This window comes from Coriobacteriia bacterium (assembly GCA_018368455.1).
Classification (GTDB): domain Bacteria; phylum Actinomycetota; class Coriobacteriia; order Coriobacteriales; family UMGS124; genus JAGZEG01.
Genome location: JAGZEG010000001.1, coordinates 167,245 through 188,099, shown reverse-complemented (window position 1 = coordinate 188,099; position 20,855 = coordinate 167,245). Strand labels below are relative to the sequence as shown.

The window sequence follows — 20,855 nt, the reverse complement described above, 5'->3', positions numbered from 1 at the left end:
ATGCTCGAGGAGGTTTCGCCATGCAGGAATCGCCGATGTTCGGCCGACTCATCACCGCCATCGTCACCCCGTTCGACGATGCGGGCAACGTTGACTTCGCAACATTTGCCGAGCTCGTAGAGTTCCAGTTTTCCAACGGCGCAGACTCCCTCGTCGTGTGCGGGACGACGGGCGAGTCGCCCTGCATCTCGACGCCCGACAAGCTCGCCCTGTTCGCCGAGGCGAAGCGCGTCGCGGCCGGCCGCGGTTCCATCATCGCCAACGTCGGCGGAAACTGCACGGCCGCCTCGATCGAGCTGGCGCGCGAGGCCGTTGCCTTGGGCGTCGACGGCCTGCTCGTTGTCGTGCCCTACTACAACAAGCCGTCTCAAGAGGGCATGTTCCAGCACTTCAAGGCCATTGCAGACGCAGCGGCGCCCGTGCCGGTCATCGTGTATAACATCCCCGGGCGCGTCGTCGTGGACATGGAACCGTCCACGCTCGTCCGCCTGGCGAACGCCTGCCCCAACATTCGCGCAATGAAGCAGGCGGCCGTCAATCCCGCGCACGACCGCATCATGCTCGCCGGCGTCCCGGAGAGCTTCGCGCTCTACTCGGGCAATGACGACCGTACGCTCGAAATGATGGAGTACGGCGCCGTCGGCGTCATCTCCACAACGTCCAACGTCGCCCCTGCCGAGATGGCCAAGCTGGTCAACGCGGCGGCTTCCGGCGACATGGACACTGCCCATCGTATGCACGAGCGGCTTGAGCCGCTCATGAAGGGGCTGTTCGAGGCCCCGAATCCCACCCTGGTCAAGGAGGCTCTGCGCCTTGTCGGTCGGCCTGTCGGCGGCCTGCGTCTGCCTTTGGTAAACGCAACGCCCGAGCAGTCCGAGCGTCTGGCACAGATCCTGTCCGAGGTGGGCGTCCGGTAACGGCGAGCACGCCCGCTCCGCCGCTGCAGAGCCGCGAGTCCCGCATGGGGCGAGAGTCGGGCCGGCGGTACGGGCGGATCGCCACAACGACATAGAAAGGTTTTGCCCACGCATGGCAAAGAAATCTACGACGCCCCTGCGCGTCATTCCGCTTGGCGGTCTTGACGGCATCGGCAAGAACATGACCGTCATCGAGTACGGTGACGACATGATCCTCGATGATGCCGGCCTCATGTTCCCTGACGACAATCATCCCGGCATCGACCTGCTGCTGCCCGACTACACGTATGTCCTCGAAAACGAGGACAAGCTGCGCGGCATCATCATCACGCACGGCCACGAGGACCACACGGGAGCCCTGCCCTATCTGTTAGCCGACCTCAACCCGCGCGTGCCCATATTCTCGAGCAAGCTCACGCTCGGCCTCGTCTCGGGCAAGCTGCAGGAGCACAACATCAAGAACCCGAATTTCCGCGAGGTTCGCGCCGGAGACCACCTGCAGCTCGGACAGATCGGCATCGACTTTTTCGCCGTGAACCACTCCATCCCCGACGCCATGGGCATCTATGTGACCACGCCCGCCGGCACGGTGCTGCACACGGGCGACTTCAAGATCGACGAGACGCCCATCGACGGCCGTCGTACGGACTTCGCAGCGCTCACTCGCTTCGCGGAAAAAGGCGTCGACCTGCTCATGATCGACTCGACCAACGCCGTCAAACCTGGCTTCACGCCGTCCGAGGCCGAGGTCGGCAAGACGCTGCGCGACGTCATCAGCCGTGCGAAGGGCCGCGTGTTCGTCGCCTCGTTCTCGAGCCACGTCCATCGCCTGCAGCAGGTGTGCGACGCCGCGCGCGCCGCTCATCGCAAGGTCGTCGTCACGGGCCGCTCCATGGTCACGAACACGTCCATCTCGCGCGAGCTTGGCTACCTCGACATCCCCGAGGAAGAGCTCGTCGACGCGTTCGACATCGACAAGCTGCCCGACAACAAGGTCGTCGTGCTGTGCACGGGATCGCAGGGCGAGCCTCTGTCCGCCCTGTCGCGCATGATCACCGGCGAACACCGCACTCTTGAGATCCAGGAAGGCGACACCGTCATCATCTCGGCGACGCCCGTGCCCGGCAACGAGAAGGCCGTCACGAACATCGTGAATGAGCTCGCCAAGGTCGGCGCCGACGTCTACGACAAGAACCGCTGCCTCGTCCACGTCTCGGGCCATGCCTCGCAAGAGGAACTCAAGCTCATGATGGCGCTCACGCGCCCGAAGAACGTCATGCCCGTACACGGCGAGGCGATGCACCTGCGCGCCAACGCCCGCATCGCCGAGGCCATGGGCGTGCCATCGTCCAACGTGTTCATCATGGACAACGGCGACTCGCTCGAGATGCGCCACGGCAAGATCACACGCGGCCGCACTGTCGAGTCGGGCGTCATCTACGTCGACGGCTCGCACATCGGCGACACGAACCAGCTCGTGCTGCGTGATCGCAAGAAGCTCTCCGAGGAGGGCATCGTCTCGGCGGTCGCCTCCATCAAGCTCAAGACCGGCGAGCTCACGGCTCTGCAGCTCGTGGCCCGCGGCGTCTCGCTCGACGTCACGGACGACATCATCGCCGAGGCCACCGGCCGCCTGCGCAAGTCGCTCGCCAAGCGCAAGGCCTCCGGCCCGCGCGACCCCGAGGAGACACGCAAGCTCGTGCGCGACTCGCTGCAGAGCTATCTGTGGGACACGCTCAGCTGCCGGCCTATGGTCGTCCCGTTCATCGTGGAGGTCTAGGCTAGGTGGCGCAGAGGAAGACGACAGCGCAGGGCCGCGCGACGACGTCACGCACGTCGGCCGCCTCCGCCAAGAAACGTACCGGCACGGGAACCGCGCGGGGCTCGCACGCTGCAAGCCCCGCGCGTCGCACGGCATCTGCTCGGGCGAACGCACCGAAGACGCCTTCCCGCCCCGCCACCCGTCGCGTCGCAAGCGCGCCCGTGGCCCCGGTCGCGCCGCGCCCCGGCCTGCTCGACATGCAGACGCACCACGACATCGCCGGCGTCATCGTCGGCATCGTCGGCGTTGCGCTGCTCATCGCCGTGCTCACGCCCACGACGGGCCTGTTGACCGCCGCCGTTTCCAACGCGCTGCACGCCCTGCTCGGCGTCGGTGCCGTCATCGTACCCATCGCGCTCGTGCTGTGGGGCATCGCCTTCTTCGTGCAGACCGACCGCATCATGCCCGGCCGCGCCGCCGTCGGTCTGGGCCTCGTCGCCCTGGCCATCATCTCGCTGCTCGGCATCACGACGCCGGGCGCCGTCGAGAACCCCTCCGTCCTGTTCAACGCCTACGTACTGGCGGATCGAGGCGGATACGTCGGCAACGGCCTCGCTTGGGCCCTGCTCGAGATGACGGGCAAGCCCATCGGCATCGTCGTGCTCGTCGGCCTCATTCTGGCGGGCATCATCGTCATCGGCTTCTCCGTGACGCAAGCCATCGACGACCTCGTGCTCCACGTGCGCGAGCGCCGCGCCTGGTCACGCCTGCAGGCTCAAGAGCGCGCTGCCCAGCGCGTGCGCGACCAGCAGCAGGCGTGGTTCGGCCGCGCCGGCGCCCAGGTACCGGCAGACTACGCCCCCACGGCCCTATTTGACCCGAACCGCCCCCTGTCGAGCGGCGTCGAGCAGGAAGCCGACGCAGCGACGTCCGTCATACGCCCCGCCGCCACGTCCCGCAGCAGGGCCGCCCGCTCGTTCGGCTGCGGCGACGCCCCGCTAGGGGAGAGCGCCCCCATGGCGGACGCAAACAGCGCAACACCCGCAGAGACCTCGCTCGCCTCGCCGGCAACCGACGTCCGCACGACGATGCTCGCCGGGGGCGCGCCTCAAAGCAGCGCCTTCTCCGACCAGGTTGACGCCGCAGCTCCCGAGAGCGCCAACACGACGTTCCTCCAGAGCGACGACGTCCGCGAGACCTACGACTACCTCAACAACGCGAGCGCGCCCGAGTCCCCCGACCCCGTACCAGCCCTCGACGCAACGTGGTGGGACGACGACCCCGAGGACGACGTCGACGGCCTGCTCGCCGGCGAGGATCGCGAGCGCGAGCTTGCCGACGGGCCCGTTCCCGTTCCCGGCGTCATAGCCGGAGCCCCGCGCACGCTCGCGGACTTCGGCCTCGACGAGAGCGACTTCGAAAAGAGCGAGCCCGCGCAAGACGCAAGCCCCGCCGAGCCCGCCGCGCCTGCAGCTCCCGACGTTCGCCCCGGCCGTGCAGCCCGCGCCGCCTCGCGCGTCACTGCGCTCACGACGGAGACACTCGCGAAGAACGCCGCGATAGAGCAGGCACGCGCACCCCAGCGCAGCACGTCAGACGCGCCCGAAGAGGGCCTTCCCTGGGAGGATGCCCCCGTCCCCGACGCCAAGGCGGGCGGGGTGCGCGTTGCCCCCAACCCCGACGCTGCCCGTCCCGCGCGTCCGTTCGAGCTGCCCGACCCCGCTGTGCTCAAGCGCAACCCCCACGGTCTGCGTCGCACGAAGGAGCAGGAGGCCGACATCGCGCGCACGGGCACCGTCCTGCAGCAGACGCTCAACGAGTTCCGCGTCAAGGCCGACGTCGTCGACTGGATCTACGGCCCCACGTGCACGACGTACGAGGTCAGCCCCGGCGAGGGTGTGCGCGTCAACAAGTTCACGAGCCTCGAGGACGACATCGCCCGCGCTCTGGCCACCGAGTCGGTGCGCATCTACGCCCCGGTGCCCGGTACGAGCTACGTCGGCATCGAGGTGCCCAACAGGGAGCGTCAGGCCGTGTGCTTCGGCGACGTGCTGCCCTACGTCGATGGCGGCCCGCTCGACTTCGCCGTGGGCCTGGACGCCAACGGAAAACCCGTCCACGTCGACTTGGCCAAGCTGCCCCACCTGCTCGTCGCCGGCACGACGGGCTCGGGCAAGTCCGTCATGGTCAACTCGATCGTCATGTCCATGCTCATGAGGGCCACGCCCGACGACGTGCGCCTCATCATGGTCGACCCCAAGCAGGTCGAGTTCAAGGACTACGACGGCATCCCGCACCTCATCATGCCCGTCGTCACCGACATGCGCCAGGCGGCGGCCGCACTGCAGTGGGGCGTCACGGAGATGGACAGACGCTACCGGGTGTTCTCCAACCTGGGCGTGCGCGACCTCAAGGGCTACAACGCGCTCGTGGACCGCGGGGCTCTGGCCGATCAGGAGTTCCCGCTGCGTCACCTGCCCAGCGTCGTCATGATCGTCGACGAGCTCGCCGACCTGATGATGGTCGCCAAGAAGGACGTCGAGGCCTCCATCGTGCGCATCGCGCAGCTGGGCCGCGCCGCCGGTGTCCACCTGGTGCTGGCCACCCAGTCGCCGCGCGCCGACGTCGTCACGGGCCTCATCCGCGCCAACGTCGCCTGCCGCGCCGGCCTCAAGGTCTCCAAGGGCACCGACTCGCAGATCGCTATCGACCAGAGGGGTGCCGAGAAGCTGCTCGGCCACGGCGACATGCTGTTCCTGCAGACGGCTTGGGGTGACAAGCCCCGACGCATCCAGGGCTGCTATCTCACAGACGGGGAGATCTCCGCCGTCGTTGAGCACTTGAAGGCACAGGCGGCCCCGGACTACGATACGGGGATGGCACCTTTGGGCGCCGTGAACGGCCAGATGACGATGGACCTGCCCGGCGCGGACAGCTCCGCGAGCCCCTCCGGCGAGACGGATCTCAACGACGACGACCCGCTCGCGTGGCAAGCCGCGCAGCTCGTCGTCGAGAATCAGCTCGGCTCGACCTCCATGATCCAGCGGCGCCTCAAGCTGGGCTACGCCCGCGCCGGCCGCGTCATGGACATGCTGGAGGAGATGGGCGTCGTGGGCCCGGCCCGCGGCTCGAAGCCCCGCGACGTGCTCGTCCGCGACATGGACGAGCTCGCCACAATCAGAGGCACGCACTCGTTTGAGGAGGAGTACTGATGGCGGACCAGCGCATGATAGGAGAGATCCTCTCAGAGCGCCGCTCGCAGCTCGGACTGTCGGTCAAGCGCGTCGCCGACGACACGAAGCTTCAGCCGCGTATGATCGAAGCGTTCGAACGCTCCGACTTCGACGCCATGCCTCCGAAGGGCTACGCGCAGGCGACGCTCGCCTCCTACGCGCGATACCTCGACCTCGACCCCGAGGACGTCCTGCCCGTCTACGAGGCGCAGCTGCGCCGCCATCAGCGCGAGGCGAGCCAGGCGGCGCGCGGCGAGCAGAACAGCGGCACGCGCGGCGGCAGCGGGCGCAAGCTGACGCACCGCTACAGCTATAGCTACGGGCACGACGGCGATGACGAGCAGGCTGAGGCTGACACGTCGGAGCGGCCCTCTTCACGATCGTCGTCGCACGCCTCCTCGACGTACGGCACGCGCAGCGACCTGTATTCGCCGGCGTCTTCGCGCCGCTCTTCCTCTCGCAGCAGCGCATACGCGGACGAGCGTTCCGGTCGCGCCTCAGAAACCACCCGTCACCGCAGCTCCGAAGAGCGCCAGTACGACGAGCCCACTCGCTTCCCCTCAGAAGGGGGCCATGCAAGCACGCGCTCTCGTTCCTCTGCTCAGCCCGCCCGCCAGACCGAGGTCGTCACGCTTGACGACGGCTACGAGGGGGGCTCGGGCGGCGGCCGCGGCACGGCACACCACACAGGAGCGCGCTCTATCCCGGCATCGCAGAAGACGGAGCCCCGCCCTCCCATCATGGAAAGCGTCATGGGAGTTGTGAACGGCGTCGCCGGCTACTTCCGCGAGAATCGCCAGCTCGGCCTCATCGTGGCTGGCATCGTGGCCGCGCTTCTGCTCGTACTCGTCATCTTCGCTGTCACGTCGTGCGCGACGCGCCAGGCGACAGGTAACGGGACGATACCCGTGACGCCTGTCGGCGGCTCGGCCAGCTCCGACACGACCGGCACGTCTACACCCGCCTCCGACGCCACTACGACGGGCACGACCACAGGTACAGCAGGCTCGACGACGTCGAACGTTCCGCTCGACACGGGCCTCAACCTGTCGATGCTGCCAGCCAACTCTGTCATCAACTTCTTCGTGTCGCTTGATGCCGCGACGTCGCCCTGGATCGAAGTCAACGTCGACGGCGCGAGTGTCTACGCCGCGCAGTCCGCACCCGGCACGACGAGCTCGTTTACGATCACGCGCTCGGCTACGGTCACGCTGTCCAACCCCGAGCTTGTCGCCCTGAGCGTCAACGGCGTCCCCGTGCAGGCCACGGCCTCAAACGGCACGTACACACTCACGGCCACCGTCGATCCCGCCCAGCAACCCCCGGCAGACGCGCCCGCAGCTGACGCTGGAGCGGCTGACGGTGCAGACGCCACAGCGACGGACGGGGCGACAGACGAGGGCGGCGACGTGCCCGCTGACGACGGGGCTGATCAGCCCGCCGGGACGTACGCCGGCATGGACGGCATCGAAATTCTCCATGACGAGTGGGGCGGCGCTTACTACCTCGACCAGAACGGCGACCCGAACTACTACTACGACGACGGCACGCCCGTCGCGTAACGACACCACCAACCGCCGCGCCTCCGCGCGCACTCGAAAGGAGCAGCCATGGCAAAGGACTCGAGCTTTGACGTTGTCTCGTCCGTCGACATGCAGGAAGTCGACAACGCCTATCAGCAGACGGTCAAGGAGCTCTCGCAGCGCTACGACCTCAAAGACGCCCATGCGTCCATCGAGCTGTCCAAAGCCGACAAGACCGTGACGGTCGCCGCGCCGTCCGACTTCGTGGCCAAGCAGGTCATCGACATCTTCCACACCCGCCTCGTGCGCCGCAAGGTCGACCTGTCGGCCGTGAACTGGTCCGATCCCATCGCAGCGAGCGGCGGCACCGTCCGCCTCGTCGGCTCCATCGTGGAGGGCATCGACCAGGAACTCGCCAAGAAGATCTCAAAGGATGTGCGCGACGCCAAGTTCAAGGTTAAGGTCACGGTTGAGGGCGACAAGCTCCGCGTGACGTCACCGAGCAAGGACGCCCTGCAGGAGACGATCGCCTTCCTGCGCGACAAGGACTACGGCCAGCCGCTCCAGTACGTGAACTACCGCTAGGCCGCAGCCTTTCCCCTTCGTCACGAAAGCAACCCAGATGCCCCTCAGCAACACCGCACTGCCCACATCCGCAAGCCCGCGCCGCGTCAAGTTCGTGACGCTCGGCTGCGCCAAGAACGAGGTCGACACCGATCGCATGCGCACGCTCGTCGACGAGAGCCCGTTGTTCGAGACCGTTGAGGAGGAGGACGGGGCCGACGTCATCGTCGTCAACACGTGCTCGTTTCTCATGAGCGCCGTCGAGGAGGGCGTCGAGTGCACGCTGCAGCTGCTCGGCGAACGCCTCGAGGGTGGCATCAGCGCGCCCGTCGTCATGACGGGCTGCATACCGTCGCGCTACGGCGAGGAGATCGAGCAGGAGATGCCCGAGGTGGCCGCCTTCGTGCCGGTCAAGGACGAGGACCGCATCGTCTCCGTACTCGCCGGCGTCTGCGGCGTCGAGGAAGAGGGCCCTCTCGACAACGCGCCGGAAAAGGTGCCGGGCGCTCCCGCAGGGGAGCCGCACGTCCTGCGCACCGTTCGATCGGCGACCGCCTACGTCAAGATCAGCGACGGCTGCGACCGCTATTGCTCGTTCTGCGCAATCCCGTACATCCGCGGACGCTACTACTCGCGCGAGCGCGACGTCATCCTCGACGAGGTGCGCCACCTCGCCTCGGGCGGCGTGCGCGAGGTCGTGCTCATCGGCCAGGACACGGGCATCTGGGGCCGCGACCTGCCCGGCAAGCCGACGCTCGCCAGCCTCATGCGCGACGTTGCCGCCGTTATGGCTCCCTACGACGGCTGGGTGCGCGTGCTCTATCTGCAGCCCGAGGGTCTGTCCGACGAGCTCGTCGCCACGATCCGTGACACGCCCCAAATCGTGAAGTACATCGACATCCCGCTGCAGCACAGCTCGCACGAGCTGCTGCGCCGCATGAACCGCACGGGCTCGACAGACGAGTTCCTCGCCATGGTCAAGCGGCTGCGCACCGAGATCCCCGGCATCACGCTGCGCACGACGGCCATGGCTGGCTTCCCCGGCGAGACCGACGAGGAGTTCGACGACCTGTGCGACTTCCTCGAGCAGGCCGCGTTCGACTACACGGCCGTGTTCATGTACTCGCAGGAAGAGGGCACGCGCGCCGCCCGGATGACCGATCAGGTCGACGACGACACCAAGCTCGAGAGAACACAGCGCCTGCAGGACATATCCGACACCTATGGCTTCGCCTCGGCAGCCGAGCGTATCGGCCAGACGTACCGTGTCCTCGTTGACGGCTTCGAGACAGACGAGGACGGTACGACAGAGCTCATCGGGCGTGCCGCGTTCCAGGCGCCCGACTCAGACGGCGTCATACACCTGGGGGCTCCTGACGGCGACGTCGCCCTCGGGGACTTCGTGACCGCGCGCATAGACGACGCGGCCTGCTACGAGCTGTTCGGCACGATCGTCGAACGCGAGAGAAAGCAGGGTTAGATCGCATGGCACAGACATCGGGGCGCAGCGGCGCCACATCGCAGCAGGGGTCCGGCTTCGTCTGGACGCCTGCAAACGTCGTCACGGTCGTGCGCATCGCCTGCATCCCGGTGCTCGTGCTGCTCATGCTCATGGAGTGGGGCACTCCCAACGTCAGGGGGTTCGTGTCCCTCGTCGTGTTTGCCCTCATCTCGCTGACGGACACGCTCGACGGCTACCTGGCGCGCTCGCGCAACGAGGTGACGACGTTCGGCAAGTTCATGGACCCCATCGCCGACAAGCTCCTCGTCATGGCGGCCATGTTGGCGCTCGTGCAGCTCGGCTCGCTGCCCGCGTGGGTGCCACTCGTCATTGTGAGCCGCGAGTTTCTTGTGAGCGGCCTGCGCATGGTGGCCGCCTCGGCCGGCGTCGTCATCGCGGCCTCGGGCATCGGCAAGGCAAAGACGCTCACGACGATGGTCGCCATCTGCCTGTTCATCATCAAGGACACGCCGGCCCTCTCGTCGATCCAAGGGGTCTGGGAGCCGCTCTCCTGGGCGCTCATGATCATCGCCGTCGTGCTCACGATCTGGTCCATGGTCGACTACTTCGCCAAGGCGTGGCCCCTGCTCACCGAGGACACCGGTGGAGCGTCGGCGGCACAGGCCGAGGCTCACTCCGGCGCGCCCGCCCTTGAGGCCAGCAAGTACGCCAACACGCATGTCCCCACGCCGCACGAGCTGAGCGTGCAGGCGGCCGACGTCATCAACCAGGCGCGCACGAGCAGGACGCGCCTTGGAACGGCGGAGTCGCTGACGGGCGGCCTCATCAGCGCGACGCTGACGTCCGTCCCCGGCTCGTCGGACGTCGTCGCAGGCGGCGTCGCCTCGTACATGGCAAGCGTCAAGCAGAGCGTGCTCGGCGTGCCGGGGCGCACGATAGAGGAGCGTGGCGTCGTCTCCTCTCAGACGGCCTGCGCCATGGCGCGCGGGGCTCTCTCGACGCTCGGCGTCGATGTCGCCGTTAGCGTGACGGGCGTCGCCGGCCCTGGCGGAGGCACGCCCGAGACGCCCGTCGGCACCGTGTGGTTCGGCCTTGCCGTGCGTGGCGGCGACGTGACATCAGAAAAGCGCCGCTTTGATGGCGACCGCGAGCAGGTGCGCACCCAGACCGTGGCACACGCGCTCGAGTTGCTGTCGCGCGGCATTGCGCAGCGTGCCGAGTAACCGGAGCAGCACGTCACCTCACCTGCGCTGTCAGGTCTTCGTATGCGTGCCGGCAGATCGCCGCATGCCTGCCGTCATATTTCTGTCGAAGCGCCGTGCCACACTTGGGCACGGCCGCGAGACGTAGTGCCTCACACCCTGACCCCCGCAGCATGAGCGTTGCCTCGTCTTGCGGCCCTCGTTTGACATCGAACAGCTGTTCGTCTATGGTATGCATCGACAGAACAACGCAGGGAAGGACTCACCCCATGGCAACATCTAAGGCCCCCGCCAAGGAGGTTCACGCCAAAAGCTTTGGCGAGGAGCGCACGAAGATGATCGAGCTCACGACGAGCGAGATCACGAAGCGCTTCGGCAAGGGCGCCATCATGCGCTACGGCGATGGCGCAAACGACCTCGACGTCGAGGCCATCCCTACCGGCGCGCTCGCGCTCGATGCCGCCCTGGGCATCGGAGGCGTGCCGCGTGGCCGCATCATCGAGATCTACGGCCCCGAGTCGAGCGGCAAGACGACGCTCTCGCTCGAGATCCTTGCCGAGGCTCAGGCCATGGGCGGCGTCGTGGCGTTCATCGACGCCGAGCACGCGCTCGACCCCGGCTATGCCGCCCGCCTGGGCGTCGACATCGACGAGGTGCTCATCTCCCAGCCCGACACCGGCGAGGACGCGCTTGAGATCTGCGACATGCTCGTGCGTTCGGGCGCCATCGACGTCATCGTTATCGACTCCGTCGCGGCCCTGACGCCGCGCGCTGAGATCGAGGGCGAGATCGGCGATACGACGGTTGGCATGCAGGCACGCCTCATGAGCCAGGCGCTGCGCAAGCTGGCAGGCTCGCTCTCCAAGTCGAAGACGACGTGCATCTTCATCAACCAGCTGCGCGAAAAGATCGGCGTCATGTTCGGCAACCCCGAGACGACGCCTGGCGGCCGCGCGCTCAAGTTCTTCGCTTCCGTGCGCCTCGACATCCGTCGCGTCGAGAGTATCAAGAAGAATAACGACATCATCGGCAACCGCGTGCGCGTCAAGGTCGTCAAGAACAAGGTGGCGCCGCCGTTCAAGCAGGCCGAGTTCGACATCCTCTACGGTGAGGGAATCTCCAAGGAGGGCTGCATTCTCGACATGGCCGTCGACGAGGGCATCGTCGACAAGTCGGGCGCCTGGTACACCTACCAGGGTGACCGTCTGGGCCAGGGCCGCGACGCCGCCCGCCTGTTCCTTAAGCAGACGCCTGAGCTCTCCCAGGAGATCGAGCAGAAGGTCCGCGCCGCCCTCGGCCTCATCCAGGACGATGACGCACCCGTCGGGGTGCCCACGCTCCCGACCAGCGACCCCGCGCCCAAGGCGCAGCAGTAGCGCGGGCCCGCTTCATGGCACGCAACGCCAGGGCCCGGACGTCTCCCGAAGTGGAGCGCGTCCGGGCCCTTCTCGAACACATGACGGGAGCACCCATCCCCCCAGCCTCCCCATCAAACGGCCCCTCGCCAGCCCGAAGCGCCCGGAGCCCGCAAGCTCAGCAAGCCGCCCGCGCCCAGGAGGCAGGGGAGCGGCCGGTCCCTGCCACCGCATCCGAGGCCGTCGCCGCATGGGCCACGCTGTCCGAAGCGTCGCCCGCTTCGACGTTCGACGCGCACAGCCGCACGACAACGGGACTTGTCCTGTGCGAGCCGGCGACGGCGGAAGAGGAAGCCTCGTGCCTCCCGGCATCTCCCGGGCGCTCCGAGGCCATACAGGCCGTCGCCGCCTTCCTTGAGGCGCTCGGCACGAATGCGTCAGCGAGCGATCCCGATCCGAACCAGCCCGCGCCCGCGCCATCCCGCCCCCACCTGCAGGGGAGGATCCAGACGAGCGTACCAGCGTCGGTCGCCAAGACGTTCGGCCAGCAACGCCGTGTGTTTGCCTCCCGCGACGCCTTTGACGAGGCGCTCGACACCTGCATGGCTGAGTGTGCGTGGAAGCGGCTGCTCTCCATGACGGGTGCCCGAGAGCGCTCGACGCGTCACATAGAGCATGCCCTGCGCGACGAGGGCTTCCCCACGGCAGTGGCCCGCCGTGCCGTCGATCGCGCTCGATCCTGCCAGCTCGTCGACGATGCCCGCTTTGCCGAGACGTTCATCAGGGTCAAGCTGCGCGCCGGATGGGGACGTCAGCGCATTGAGCGCGCACTTGACCAGGAGGGCATCGACCCTCACATCGTGACCGATTATCCCGAGGCGTTCTTCAGCGACGGCACGGAGGAGCAGCGTGCCTGGGAGGCCCTGCTACGCAAGCCAGTGCCCGAGCGCAACGCCGAGCAGAAGCTCGCCCGCTTCCTTGCCGGCCGCGGCTTCTCGCCATCCCTGTGCCTGCGCCTCGCAAAAAAGCGCGTCCAGCAGTCCAGCGACTAGGTCGTGCTTAAATATCGCGTGTGTTCATCCGGTGAAGATGTTTTTATCTACTCCCACAGAGCAAGCGACATGGTAATTTATCCCTCGCACTTTGAACGGGCAATAGCGCAGCTTGGTAGCGCACTTGACTGGGGGTCAAGGGGTCGTGGGTTCAAATCCCGCTTGCCCGACCATGAAGATGCAGGCAGGGTAGTCATTGGCTACCCTGCTTTTTTGTATTCGCGCTCACGTCCCGCATCCTGCGACCCTTCGGAGGTGCGCCATGGCCCAAAGCGACACAAGGACGCCTGCGGCGCTCACCAGGCGCGTCCCCGGCGTGGCCCTCATGTTCGAGGGCGGCGGCATGCGCGCCAGCTACACATGCGCGACGGCCGTCAAGCTGCTCGAGCAGGGCATCGGCTTCGACTTCGTCTGCGGTTTGTCCGCCGGTGCCAGCAATACGGTCAACTTCCTGTCGCGCGACGTCTGGCGCACGCGGGCGAGCTTCGTCGACCTCGTGGATGATCCCCACTTCGGTGGCATGCGTACGTTCCTTTCCGGAAAGGGCCTGTTCTCCGCCCACTGGATCTACGAGGAGGCCGGCCTTCCCGACGGCCCGCTTGCCTACGACTTCGCGTCGTTCCAGGCCAGCGCTTCCGAGCTCGCCATCCAGGCATTCGACCGCGACACAGGCCAGACCGTCGTGTGGCACCGCGCCGACATGCCCACGCTCGAAGACCTCATGCGCCGCGTGCGCGCATCCAGCACGCTGCCGCTCGCCATGCCGCCTGTCACGATCGGCGGCGCCACGTACTACGACGGAGGGCTCGGCCAGGGCGGGGGCATCCCGCTGCACCTTGCGCTCGACGCCGGCTACACGCGCATCTTCGCCGTGCTCACCCGCCCGCGCGGCTACCGCAAGAACCCCTCCGACCGCACGACCAACGCGACGGCCCGGCTCTACGCCCGCTATCCCCACGTCCGAGACGCCCTGCTCACGCGCGCCGAGCGGTACAACGCCGAGCTCGACGCCCTCGAGGCCATGGAGCGACGCGGCGATGCCCTCATCGTCTACGCCAACGACATGGCCGTGACGAGCTCCACGAAGGATCGCGCCGCCCTCGAGCGCTCATATGCGGCTGGCTATGCCCAGGCGACGCGCGAGCTGCCCATCTGGCTCGACTGGCTCGGCCTTTCGTAGCAGGACTCGTGCGCTTCTCGTGGGTTATGTGCGAACCAGCCTCTCACGAGCCCGCCCTGGCGCAACCGTGCCCCACTCGTCTATGATACGAACGTCAATCAGGCGCCCGGGCGCTCACCGGGCATCGGCATGCGGGGGAGAGCTACACACGGTGGCAGCCACACAGTCAAGCGTCAGCACCTCCGCCACGACGGTCGGCCCCGTGGGCCACCAGCCCGGCACGCCGGAAAACCCGCTGCACACCATACTCACTGTGCCGAACGTCATCACGCTGTGCCGCCTGTTTCTCACCATCGTGTTCCTCGTGCTCTATCCCATAAGCGAGCTGAGGACGCCCGCCATCGTCATATTCATCATCGCGGCGTCCACAGATTGGCTCGACGGCCAGGTGGCGCGCCGCACGCACCAGGTCAGCGTGTTCGGCAAGCGATTTGATCCCGTCATGGATCGCGTCCTCATCTTCTCGGGCGTGCTTGCTCTGTTCATCGCGCGCCTCATCCCCGTGTGGGTCGCCGTGTTCCTCGTCGCTCGCGACGTCTACCTCGCCGTGGGCGGCCTCATCCTCAGGCGCGCCCGCGGCATATTCATCGACGTGGCCTACGTCGGCAAGGCGGCGACGTTCGTGCTCATGTCCGGCTTCGCCGTGCTGCTGCTCGGGCTGTTCCCCGTGCCCGGACTCGGCCTCGTCGAGTCCGCCGCCCTGCCGGGATGGGGCTCCCAGGAGGCCTCTCTAGGCATTTGGGGCATCTATGTCGGCGTCGCCCTTTCGTTTATCACCGCAATCGTGTATACCGTCCGCGGCGCGCGTGCCCTCATGGCCGCAAGCCGCCCGTAGACATCGGACCCGCAACCCCCGTAGCGAAAGGCAGAAAACCGCACTATGGACACGATGTACCAGCCTGAACTGGAGGCCATGCCCCGCGAGCAGCGCGACGAGCTGCAGCTGGAGCGTCTCAAGAAGCTCGTGCGCTACGTGTACGACCGCATCCCGTTCTACAAGAAGAGCTTTGACGAGGCCGGGTTCGATCCGGACACGCTGACGAGCCTCGACGACCTCGAGCGCATCCCGTTCACGTGCAAGCAGGACATGCGCGACGCCTACCCGTTCGGCATGTTCGCCGTGCCGCAGCACGACGCCGTGCGCATCCACGCCTCGTCGGGCACGACTGGCACGGCGACCGTCGTGGGCTACACGCAGCACGACATCGACATCTGGGGCGAGTGCGTCGCTCGCGCCCTCGTCGAGGCAGGCGTCTCCGCCGACGACGTGCTGCAGGTCTCGTACGGCTACGGCCTGTTCACCGGCGGCCTGGGCGCCCACTACGGCGGCGAGAAGCTCGGCTGCACCGTGCTCCCCATGTCGACGGGCAACACGGCACGCCAGATCAAGCTCATGCAGGACTTCGGCAGCGGCGCCATCTGCTGCACCCCGTCCTACCTGCTCTACATGGCCGAGCAGATGGAGAAGATGGGTGTCGACCCCCGCACGCTCAAGATGCACAGCGCCGTGTGCGGCGCCGAGCCCATGTCGCACGAGATGCGCCAGGAGCTCGAGAAGCGCCTCGGCTTCCACGTGTACGACATCTACGGCCTGTCCGAGGTCATGGGCCCTGGCGTGTCGTCGGAGTGCCGCGAGCAGCACGGCACGCACGTGTGCGAGGATCACTTCATCGTCGAGATCATCGACCCGGTCACCGGCAAGCGCCTGCCTGACGGCGAGTGGGGCGAGGTCGTGTTTACGACGCTGTCCAAGGAGTGCTCGCCGCTCGTGCGCTATCGCACGCGCGACATCTCCCGCATCATCCCCGAGCCGTGCCCCTGCGGGCGCACGGAGCGCCGCCTGGACAAGTTCCGCGGCCGCAGCGACGACATGCTCATCATCCGCGGCGTCAACGTGTTCCCGAGCCAGGTCGAGGGCGTGCTTGCCGGCTTTGACGAGCTCACGCCGTACTACCAGATCGTGCTCACGAAGAAGGGCCCGCTCGACGTCGCCACGCTCGAGGTCGAGGTCAAGGAGGACTTCCCCATCGACGAGGTGCGCCGCATCGAGAACCTGCGCGAGCGCATCGCCCACGAGCTGAAGGGCAACCTGCAGATCGCCGTCGTCGTGAAGATCGTCGAGCCCCACACGCTCGAGCGCTCAGAGGGCAAGGCCAAGCACGTCATCGACAAGCGAGGGGAGTAGTCGCCATGATCAACCAGCTCACCGTCTTCCTCGAGAACAAGCCCGGCCGCCTGCTGTCCCTGTGCAGCACGCTCGGCGACGCCGGCATCAACATGCGCGCACTCATGGTGGCGGACACGACGGAGTTCGGCATCGTGCGTATCGTGTGCGACGCCCCCGACCGCGCCCGCGAGCTGCTGCGCGCCCAGGGATACTCCGCCAGCATCACGAAGGTGCTCGCCGTTCAGGTGCCCGACGAGCCCGGAGCCCTCGCCGACATCCTGCGCGCGGCTGACGAGCTCGGCGCCAACATCGAGTACGCCTACTGCTTCCTCGAGCCGACGCGCGGCAGTGCCGTCGACGTGTTCAAGGTCGGCGCCGACGAGGGGGAGAAGGCGGAGCAAGCGCTTCGTGCGGCTGGCTTCGTGACGATCGAGCCCGCCGACATCTATCCCTCTGAGGTCGCGTAGTTCCATGTCGCTGCTGAGCCGCCGCATGCGCGTCACGCCTGCCTCCGCCCCTGCCTTCCCGTCACCCTGCACGATGGGAAGGCAGGGCGTCAGCACGTTTGCGCATGCGGCGCGCACCGCTCTCATTGCGCTCGCGTGCACGCTTGCCGTGCTCATCGGCACCCTGCTCCAGCCGACCCCCGCCTTTGCGGCCGACTGGTCGGCCTACGGAGAGGCAGACGCCCCCGCGCTCAACGCGACGGAGGCCATCGTGGAGGACGGCGACGGAACGGTCCTGTTCACGCGCGACGCGTCGACGTCCATGCCCATGGCGTCGACGACGAAGGTCATGACGGCCGTCGTCGCTCTGGAGAGCGGCGTCTCGCTCGACACGACGTTTCCCATCAGCGAGTATGCCGTCTCCAACCAGGGCACGGTCGCCGGCTTCGTCGCCGGCGAGCAGCACACGCTCTACGACCTGCTGCGCGTCCTGCTCGTGCACTCCGCCGGCGACGCGGCTGTTGCCATCGCCGAGGGCGTCGCCGGCTCCGAGGCCGCGTTCGTCGACATGATGAACGCGAAGGCGGCGGAGCTCGGCCTGACGGGCACGCACTACACGAGCCCGGACGGGCTGTCGGACACCGACCACTACTCCACGCCGTCCGACCTCGTCACGCTGGCCCGCCACGCCATGGGGATAGACCAGTTCCGCAGCATCGTGGGCACGAAGTCCATCACGATCAGCGTGAACGGCGTACCCACGACGTTCACGAACACGAGCCCCATCCTCAACGCCTACCCGGGCGCGCAGGGCATCAAGACAGGCTTCACGTACGGGGCAGGCCGCGCCTTCGTCGGCGTCGTGTCTCGCGGCGACGTCGAGATCTGGTTCAGCATCCTGGGGTGCGAGTCCGAGGAGGCTCGCCGTGCCGACCTGTGGAGCCTGCTCGACTGGGCGTACGGCAAGTACCCCGCCACAACGCTCGTGACGGCCTCGACGCCCGTGCTCGGCTACGTGAACTGCGGTTACCGCTTCGGTCGCATGCTGGGCTCCACGACGTCCGTCGACGCTTCGCTGCGCTCGAGCGCGTCAACGGGCATGACGACGACGCTGATAGCCAACGACGGTGTCGCGTTCGCCATGCCGGGAGAGCGCCTCGGCTCGCTGACGTGGGTGCGCGCCGGCCTTGCCGTGCAGAACCGCGTCGTCACAGCAGACTGGTACTCGTGCCCCGTCCACACGTACGGCCCGTTCGTGTCGCAGCTCTTCTACGAGCTCGACCTCGCCGTACGTCGCGCCCAGCTCAACATGCCTGACGCTCCCGTGCTCCCATAGTCGTACGTCACCATGTCCTTTTAGCGGACAGTCCGCACAATGCGTGCCATAGCGTATATCATGGTCTGATTGAGCGTCTCGTGTCTGTCGTGGGTATCATGACGACATCTGACCACTCCTCGGCTTCATGCCTTCTGACCAGTGAGGTGACATTTCGCTATGACAGACGTTTCCGGTTCGCCCCTGCCGGGCGACGGCGATAAGACGCAGGCGTTCAGCCTCGTCAGCGCCGACGCGACCATACCCAACATCAGCCTCGACGACCGCGGCGGCCTGGCCGAGCTCATCATCGTGCGCGGCCCGCAGGCCGGCGAGGTCTTCGTGCTCGACATCCCCGAGATCACGATCGGCCGTGACCCGAGCTGCGAGGTCTTCCTCAACGACCGCACGGTCTCCCGTCGCCATGCCCACCTGTCGCTGCGCGACGGGCGCGCGTTCGTCGAGGATCTCGGCTCGCTCAACGGCACGTGGGTCGACGGTGCCATCGTCTCGTCCGGCGAGCTCAAGAGCGGCTCGAGCCTGCAGATCGGCACGTTCAAGATGGTCCTGAACATCCACAAGGGGTAAGCCCGTATGGCATCGGCAGACACGTACACCATCGGCAAGGTCGTCAAGCGGCTGCAGCCCGCCTTTCCCGACCTCACGGTCTCGAAGGTCCGCTTCCTCGAGACCGAAGGCCTCGTGAAGCCCAAGCGCACGAAGAGCGGCTACCGCGTCTACACAGAGCGCGACATCCAGCGCCTCGAGGCGGTCCTGCGCCTGCAGAGTACCTGCTTCTACCCCCTGCAGGTCATCAAGGAGAAGCTTGACGCCGCAGACGAGGGCGCGGCCCTGCCCGAGCTCGGCGAGGCAGGCACGACGCTTCCCGAGCAGGACGAGCGCATGCTCGCTGCCCAGCACGTGCTCGAGGAGCTGCCCGATGCCATCTCCGTGCCTGCTGCCTTCATACGGTCGCTCGTCGACGCAGGTATCGTCATGCCCGTGCGCGGCGCCAAGGGGCGCACGCTCATCGACGGCCGAGACATCCCGCTCATCCGCAGCGCCTACGAGCTGAAGCGCTACGGCATGGACCCGCGCTTCCTGCGCCCCTACGTGCAGCAGGCGAACCGTGAGCTCCCCATCTTCAAGCAGATGCTCTCGGCGGGCATCGGCCGTGCAGGCTCGCTCGACGACGCAAAGACGCGCGAGAGCTTCGACCGCATGCTCGCAAGCCTGCTCACGCTGACGAACAGCGTGCGCGACGCCCTCGTGATGCGCGAGGTGCGCCGCGAGTTCAACTACCCGCAGCCCGAGGCTCCCGAGCAGCAGGGGAGCGCACGCTAGCCGTTCCAAACCCACGCTTCACCCAACGGCCCTGCCCGAGCGCGCATGCGTCCGGGCAGGGCCGTTTTCGCATCGCGCTGCAAAGCCGTGCCGCAGCTTTGCGGTTGTGGAGGCTCATTCAGCTATGGGCGTCTTCCGGTTTATGGGGCCTGCTCCCGCCGTCACTGCTAGAATGGTTCAGCGAGAGTAGAAAGGCCCAAACGCATATGGCGATACTGACGCACCCTAACCACACCCGCATCGCAGCGACGGCCGCCCTTCTGATCATGACGCTTGGATGGAGCGGCGCCACCATACCGGCCTTTGCCGACGAATACTCTGCCTCGCCCGAGACCGAGGCAGCCCTTGCTGACGCTCAGGCCCAGGCCGATGCGGCGCAGCAGCAGATCAACGCCCTCAACAACGCGTTCTACGAGGCGCAAACCGCGTATGACCAGACGACGGCCGAGCTCGAGGCCACAAACCAGGCCATCGCCGATCTACAGGTCACGATTGACGAGAAACAGGTCGAGCTCGCAGAGGCGCAGGACGCGCTCGCCAACCGCATGTCGGCCGAATACACGGCCGGACCCACGGGCCTGCTCGACGTCATCCTGTCCGCCGAGGACTTCAACGACTTCGTGAACCGCCTCTACTACGCCGGTAAGCTGACCGACGCAGACGCTCAGGCCATCCAGCAGGTTAAGGACCTCAAGGCCTCGCTGCAGGCAAGCCAGGATGAGCTCGTCGTTCAGCAGCAGGCCCAGCAGGAGCTTCAGGCCCAGCAGGAACAGGACCTTGCGTCGCTCAACGATCAGCTCGCCGCCGCGCAGGAGTACAAGGCCAGCCTCGACGCCCAGGTTGCCGATCTGCTCGCCCAGCGCCAGGCCGAAATCGACGCACAGGCCCAAGCCGCCGCCGAGGCGGCAGCGGCCCAGGCGGCAGCCGCAGCTGCGTCCGGTATGCCGGGCACTTCCGTGGGCGGCGTCGTCGATGCGGCCCTGCAGTATCTCGGCTCGCCCTACGTGTGGGGCGCCGAGGGCCCGGGTGCCTACGACTGCTCCGGCCTCACGACCGTGGCCTATCGCGCCATGGGTATCGAGATCCCGCACCAGTCCGGCTCGCAGTACGCCATCGTCGCCGGCAACGGCCACCTCGTCGGAGCGGGCGGCCTCAACGCCGGAGACCTCGTGTTTTTCGGCTACTACGGCTCCGACGCCGTCTGCCACGTGGGCATCTACATGGGCGGCGGCATGGTCGTGCACTCGCTGCCCGCCTCGGGCGTCACAACGGAGTCGCTCTCGTCCATCTCGAGCTACCTGAACTTCCTTGGCGGCGGCAGTCCCGTATAGCG

The 20,855-nt window shown here is 67.1% G+C and carries 17 protein-coding genes and 1 tRNA gene; all 18 read left to right on the top strand.

Annotated elements, in window-relative coordinates; translation table 11 throughout:
* The first annotated feature begins 20 nt into the window (after positions 1-20).
* The 18 genes from dapA (at position 21) to KHZ24_00750 (ending at position 20,853) form a co-directional block, all read left to right on the top strand.
* Entirely contained in the window at positions 21-917 is an 897-nt protein-coding gene (gene dapA / locus KHZ24_00835; GenBank protein MBS5449750.1) for a 4-hydroxy-tetrahydrodipicolinate synthase, read from the top strand.
* A 112-nt stretch (positions 918-1,029) separates the two neighbouring features.
* Complete coding sequence (locus KHZ24_00830) at positions 1,030-2,697, top strand: ribonuclease J (protein MBS5449749.1); 1,668 nt, start codon at positions 1,030-1,032, stop codon at positions 2,695-2,697.
* A 203-nt stretch (positions 2,698-2,900) separates the two neighbouring features.
* On the top strand, positions 2,901-5,891 hold the full coding sequence (locus tag KHZ24_00825) for a DNA translocase FtsK 4TM domain-containing protein (GenBank protein MBS5449748.1): 2,991 nt from the start codon (positions 2,901-2,903) through the stop codon (positions 5,889-5,891).
* Positions 5,891-7,474 (top strand): DUF4115 domain-containing protein, encoded by a 1,584-nt coding sequence (locus tag KHZ24_00820; GenBank protein MBS5449747.1) that lies wholly within the window; start codon positions 5,891-5,893, stop codon positions 7,472-7,474. The genes KHZ24_00825 and KHZ24_00820 overlap by 1 nt, the downstream gene beginning before the upstream one ends.
* 48 nt (positions 7,475-7,522) lie before the next feature.
* Complete coding sequence (locus KHZ24_00815; protein ID MBS5449746.1) at positions 7,523-8,020, top strand: YajQ family cyclic di-GMP-binding protein; 498 nt, start codon at positions 7,523-7,525, stop codon at positions 8,018-8,020.
* Positions 8,021-8,057: 37 nt separating this feature from the next.
* A complete protein-coding gene (rimO, locus tag KHZ24_00810; GenBank protein ID MBS5449745.1) occupies positions 8,058-9,479 on the top strand; it encodes a 30S ribosomal protein S12 methylthiotransferase RimO in 1,422 nt (473 codons plus the stop codon).
* A gap of 5 nt (positions 9,480-9,484) precedes the next feature.
* Positions 9,485-10,684 carry a CDP-diacylglycerol--glycerol-3-phosphate 3-phosphatidyltransferase gene (gene pgsA / locus KHZ24_00805; GenBank protein MBS5449744.1) on the top strand — a complete coding sequence of 400 codons (1,200 nt, stop codon included), beginning with the start codon at positions 9,485-9,487 and terminating at the stop codon, positions 10,682-10,684.
* Between the two features lie 248 nt (positions 10,685-10,932).
* Positions 10,933-12,039 (top strand): recombinase RecA, encoded by a 1,107-nt coding sequence (gene recA, locus KHZ24_00800; GenBank protein ID MBS5449743.1) that lies wholly within the window; start codon positions 10,933-10,935, stop codon positions 12,037-12,039.
* An 80-nt stretch (positions 12,040-12,119) separates the two neighbouring features.
* Positions 12,120-13,070 (top strand): RecX family transcriptional regulator, encoded by a 951-nt coding sequence (locus tag KHZ24_00795; protein MBS5449742.1) that lies wholly within the window; start codon positions 12,120-12,122, stop codon positions 13,068-13,070.
* Positions 13,071-13,166: 96 nt separating this feature from the next.
* Positions 13,167-13,243: transfer RNA gene (locus KHZ24_00790), tRNA-Pro, on the top strand.
* 89 nt (positions 13,244-13,332) lie between these two features.
* A complete protein-coding gene (locus KHZ24_00785; protein ID MBS5449741.1) occupies positions 13,333-14,250 on the top strand; it encodes a patatin family protein in 918 nt (305 codons plus the stop codon).
* A gap of 151 nt (positions 14,251-14,401) precedes the next feature.
* Entirely contained in the window at positions 14,402-15,085 is a 684-nt protein-coding gene (locus KHZ24_00780; GenBank protein MBS5449740.1) for a CDP-alcohol phosphatidyltransferase family protein, read from the top strand.
* 54 nt (positions 15,086-15,139) lie between these two features.
* Positions 15,140-16,435 (top strand): phenylacetate--CoA ligase, encoded by a 1,296-nt coding sequence (locus tag KHZ24_00775; GenBank protein MBS5449739.1) that lies wholly within the window; start codon positions 15,140-15,142, stop codon positions 16,433-16,435.
* A gap of 5 nt (positions 16,436-16,440) precedes the next feature.
* Positions 16,441-16,884 (top strand): amino acid-binding protein, encoded by a 444-nt coding sequence (locus KHZ24_00770; GenBank protein MBS5449738.1) that lies wholly within the window; start codon positions 16,441-16,443, stop codon positions 16,882-16,884.
* A 4-nt stretch (positions 16,885-16,888) separates the two neighbouring features.
* On the top strand, positions 16,889-18,199 hold the full coding sequence (locus tag KHZ24_00765; GenBank protein MBS5449737.1) for a D-alanyl-D-alanine carboxypeptidase: 1,311 nt from the start codon (positions 16,889-16,891) through the stop codon (positions 18,197-18,199).
* A 159-nt stretch (positions 18,200-18,358) separates the two neighbouring features.
* Complete coding sequence (locus tag KHZ24_00760) at positions 18,359-18,766, top strand: FHA domain-containing protein (protein ID MBS5449736.1); 408 nt, start codon at positions 18,359-18,361, stop codon at positions 18,764-18,766.
* A gap of 6 nt (positions 18,767-18,772) precedes the next feature.
* Positions 18,773-19,522 (top strand): MerR family transcriptional regulator, encoded by a 750-nt coding sequence (locus KHZ24_00755; GenBank protein MBS5449735.1) that lies wholly within the window; start codon positions 18,773-18,775, stop codon positions 19,520-19,522.
* A 206-nt stretch (positions 19,523-19,728) separates the two neighbouring features.
* Complete coding sequence (locus tag KHZ24_00750; protein MBS5449734.1) at positions 19,729-20,853, top strand: C40 family peptidase; 1,125 nt, start codon at positions 19,729-19,731, stop codon at positions 20,851-20,853.
* Positions 20,854-20,855 lie beyond the last annotated feature (2 nt).